Source organism: Desulfotomaculum copahuensis (assembly GCF_001655685.1).
In the GTDB taxonomy this organism is placed as follows: Bacteria; Bacillota; Desulfotomaculia; order Desulfotomaculales; family Desulfovirgulaceae; genus Desulfotomaculum_G; species Desulfotomaculum_G copahuensis.
On the sequence record NZ_LYVF01000186.1, the window covers coordinates 1 to 3,905 of the forward strand.

A 3,905-nucleotide genomic window follows, 5' to 3' on the forward strand; every position below is an offset into this window, starting at 1 on the left:
AAACCCGGCGGCCGGTTCGCGGTGTCGGATATATTGCTGACCAGGTCCCTCCCCCGGAAGGTGCAGCAGGACCTCATGGCCTGGGCGGGCTGCGTGGCCGGTGCCCTGCAGGAGCGGGAATACCGCGATAAACTGGCCGCCGCCGGATTTGCCGGTATAGAGGTGGAGATCACCAGGGTCTACGATCTTACCGATCCATTGGCGGAGTCAATCCTTTCCGGTTTATCCGAATCCGAACGCAATGAATTAAACGGGGCAGTAGTCAGCGCCTTCATCCGGGCAAAAAAACCGGACTTTTTTTAAGGCCGGGGCAGCCTAATGGCCAGCCGGCCGGCATTATCTGAGGGTGGGGTGAAAGCCGCCCCGCCGGTGAGTTTATCCAAACACCAGCAGCCTGAAGGTATGCCACACTTCAGTCAGGGCAGCCCGGAAAAGGTAACCGGAAAAAAACCGGGAGGGGAAGATTGAGTTACTGCCCGGTGGAGGGTGACCTGGAAATGACTTTTTGCTTCAAAAAGTCAGTAACTATCAGTAGAATTAAATTCTTAAGACAAGTTTTATATTATTTCCCACGTCGAGTGCATGAGTGCCGCAGGATAAACACGGATCGAAAGAACGGATTATCCGTCCGAGGATGGTCAAAAGCATATCGGGCCGGGGAATTTCCGTGCCCACCAGGGCACTTTCCACAGGCCCCCGTTGGCCGGAGCTGTTCTTTGGCGAAAAGTTCCATACTGTGGGCGTAATAATGTTGTAGCTAATTACCTGCCCATCCGCAATACGGGCGCTGTGCAGTAAAGTGCCCCGCATGGCGTCTGTAAGGGCGGTAACTTCGTTTTTTACCGGTTCTGATTTTTGCCGGATGGGGGGTGGTCCCGGGACAACCGCTTTTAGCCATTCTTCCATCAGTTCGCTGATTAACAGCGTTTCCAGTGTACGGGCGCATATTCTGTCCATAGTTGCAGTGCCGCCGTTATAGCGACCGGTGATGATCATCCGGGACAGCGGACCCACCTGGAAGGGCCGGCCCGCGTAACTTACTGATTTGATCCAGGTGTAGGCACCCGGTTTACCGGGCGCTGGTTTTAATTCGCCTTGCGCTTCCGCAAACCAGGAACTGGTAATCTCCTCCTGGATTTGATCAACGCGGGGGAAAGTGAGTTGATCTTGATAAAGAACGCCGCCCGGCCATAGCACCCGGTCGTTTTTGGGGCCAAATTTAAACAAGCCGAAGGATAAAAGACACCGGGGAGTAACTCCAATATGGTAATAGTCATTGTATACCCGGGCGATCAGTCCGGTATCCGGGACCATATGGTTCCTGATGAACGCCCTGATTTCTTTACACAGGGCCAGCGCCTGTGTAATTTTATCCGCCGTGGGGGAAACGGCCACCCCGCCGTGGACAAAACTGTGCTGATGGGGGGCCTTGCCGCCGAAAAGGGCCAGGATTTCATGACTTTGTTGGGCTGCCTTAACGGCGTTAAAATAATTTTCTACCAGGCGCTGGTTATCCCTGGCATTCAGTCTGGCATCAGTGAGGTTTTGCCCATGAAACGGTGGACGACCGGGCATGCGCACAAAATCAGGCAGGCTGAATAAATAAAAATGCCGGATGTGATTTTGCAAAAAATCCGCGGCGTACATAATATTGCGCAAATACTGGGCATTTTCCGTTAGATCGTGATCATACATTTCATCCAAAAGATAACTGGCCGCCGCACCATGAGCCAGCGAACATATCCCACAGACCCGCTGTGTCATATAAACGGCATCGCTGACCTGCCGGTTGCGCATAGCCCATTCAAAGCCCCGGAACATGGTGCTGCCGGCATTTGCCTCCACCACCCGGTTTTGGTCAACAAATACCTCTACGGATAAAAGGCCGCTTAAGCGGGTGACCGGGCTGAACATAATCCGCTGCATGCAAGTCACCTCCGCTGTTTTACTGGCCGGGGGATTTTTTAGACATAGGGGTAAAAAAGGGGGTGGAGCCATCCGGAAAATCTTCATTAGTACAGCCAATGCACGGTGTATTTACTTTAACCGGCCAGCTGACATGATTTATCCATTGCCGGTAAGGGCAGTCTGCGCCGGTGCGGGGACCCATACAGCCCAAGGAAAACATGCATTCAATATCGCCCAGCTTTTGAGCAAAATTTTTCTGATCAAAGTAAGAACGGCGCTGGCAATGCCGGTGCACCGTAAATCCGTAAAACATGGTAGGGCGGTCCAAAGAGTCCAATTCCGGACGGCCGTACATCAGCAGGTGCGCCAGAGTGCCCACGAGCCAGTCCGGGTTGACCGGACAACCGCTGACGTTGATTACTTCCCGGTTTAACACCTGGCTTACGCCAACGCTGCCGGTAATGTTGGGCCGGGCGGCCGACGCCCCGCCGAAGCTGGCACAGGTACCGGCTGCCACTACGTGTCCGGCCATTCCACCCAGGGCGGTGACTGCTTCTAAAGCGGTAATATCATGGTTTTCCGTACGGGCGATCAGGTTGTATAACCCGTTGTCTTTTACCGGAACAGCTCCTTCTACCACCAGGGTAAACCTGCCCCGGAATTTTTTGGCGGGCCGGAAGAGGATTTCCAGTGCCTCCCGGCCCTGGGCGGCCATAAAGGTGTTGCTGTAAAGAAGGTCGATCATTTCATCGAAGACTTCTTGCAGGTAGGGGTAGACGGAACTCATAAAAGCGATGTTGTTGTCGCCGCTGTCATTGGTTTCCAGCCAGATTACCGGCAGCTTGTGCGGATTGTATTTGCGGTGTTCCCCAACTGCATTTAATATGGCTTGGGACAAGTTGTAGTCACGGCGGGAGGATAATTGGCGACATAGCTGGACAAATGCCTCTTTTTGCATTTAAAAACGCTCCTATTTCAAGTGCATTACTTTTATTATATGAAGCAGCAAAGCTTATGCCGCATAAAATATTTACTATGATAAAGTATGACGTGCTTGTTTTGGGGCTGGGCAACATATTAATGTCCGATGATGGGCTGGGAATACGGGTGGTGGAAAAGCTAAAAGAAAAAAAGTGGCCTTCCGGCGCACTCATTCTGGAAGCAGGTACAGCACTCATATCCTGCCTGGCGGAAATAAGTCATTCCCGTCATGCCATTGCCGTAGATGCCGTGCGGGCCGGCGGGATCAGTGGGACAATCTACCGGCTGACTGATGAAGAACTAATCCGTTCGGCATATGGTGAACAGGACGGACATGGTTTTTCCCTGCCCGCTGCAATTGAACTGGCCCGGAGTTTAACGGGATTTCCGGATAGTTTGGTTATCTATGGCGTGGAGCCGCAGGATGTAAAGCCCGGTTTATTAATTTCGCCCCCGGTTGAAAGGGCCCTGCCGGTGGTTACCGGCGCAATAACGGAGGAAATTTTTAAATTGACTATAAAGTAAAAACGGTCTGAAAGGATAAAAGCGAATCATAAAATATCATTCCAGGATATAGGAAGTAGAGGAAATGATGTAGAATATAAAAATTTATATTTGCCCGCATCCATGGCGGCTGCCGCCCGCCGGCAAATGCTCATTCCCTGCTCTCATGGATAGCCCGCCAGTCCGCTTCCGTGTAACGTGAGGTCTTTTCTTCGGATTCGGCAACCAGTTTATACCCCTGCCGAACTTCATCCCGGTGCTTTTCTTTGGTCTCCTCGGATTTCTTCATATCGAAAGGCGCGAAAAATTCTTTCCCGGGTGGCTGAAAATAAAGTTGATCATATCAAAAATATTTGATATGATCGGTTCATGGTTGATAATATTAAAATCGGTAAGGCTTTAAGTGACCCCATCCGCTACAAAATCATGCAGATGCTGGCCCGGAGCGGGGAGGGGTGTTGCCTCCTGCCCGGCGAAGGTGAATACCGGCCAGGCCTGTGCAACTGTGAACT

At 51.8% G+C, this 3,905-nt stretch carries 4 protein-coding genes; 2 read left to right on the forward strand and 2 right to left on the reverse strand.

All coding sequences use genetic code 11. From position 1 onward, the window contains the following. A partial coding sequence (locus A6M21_RS15050) for a class I SAM-dependent methyltransferase (RefSeq protein WP_486599217.1) occupies positions 1–303 on the forward strand: 303 nt, incomplete at its 5' end. A 234-nt stretch (positions 304–537) separates the two neighbouring features. Here A6M21_RS15050 and A6M21_RS15055 read toward each other — a convergent pair. Both A6M21_RS15055 and A6M21_RS15060 read right to left on the reverse strand, forming a co-directional pair. After that, positions 538–1,926 carry a nickel-dependent hydrogenase large subunit gene (locus tag A6M21_RS15055; RefSeq protein WP_066670500.1) on the reverse strand — a complete coding sequence of 463 codons (1,389 nt, stop codon included), beginning with the start codon at positions 1,924–1,926 and terminating at the stop codon, positions 538–540. A 19-nt stretch (positions 1,927–1,945) separates the two neighbouring features. Beyond that, positions 1,946–2,866: a hydrogenase small subunit gene (locus tag A6M21_RS15060; RefSeq protein ID WP_066670504.1), complete on the reverse strand. Its 921-nt coding sequence runs from the start codon at positions 2,864–2,866 to the stop codon at positions 1,946–1,948. A 77-nt stretch (positions 2,867–2,943) separates the two neighbouring features. On the opposite strand from A6M21_RS15060, the gene A6M21_RS15065 reads away from it, so the two are divergent. Then, a complete protein-coding gene (locus A6M21_RS15065; RefSeq protein WP_282434547.1) occupies positions 2,944–3,414 on the forward strand; it encodes a hydrogenase maturation protease in 471 nt (156 codons plus the stop codon). The last annotated feature ends 491 nt before the right edge of the window (positions 3,415–3,905 follow it).

What these genes read in the sequence shown, in the direction of transcription:
- A6M21_RS15060 (WP_066670504.1), bottom strand. Translation starts at nt 2,866, where the DNA reads ATGCAAAAAGAGGCATTTGTCCAGCTATGTCGCCAATTATCCTCCCGC.
- A6M21_RS15065 (WP_282434547.1), top strand. Translation starts at nt 2,944, where the DNA reads ATGATAAAGTATGACGTGCTTGTTTTGGGGCTGGGCAACATATTAATG.
- A6M21_RS15055 (WP_066670500.1), bottom strand. Translation starts at nt 1,926, where the DNA reads ATGCAGCGGATTATGTTCAGCCCGGTCACCCGCTTAAGCGGCCTTTTA.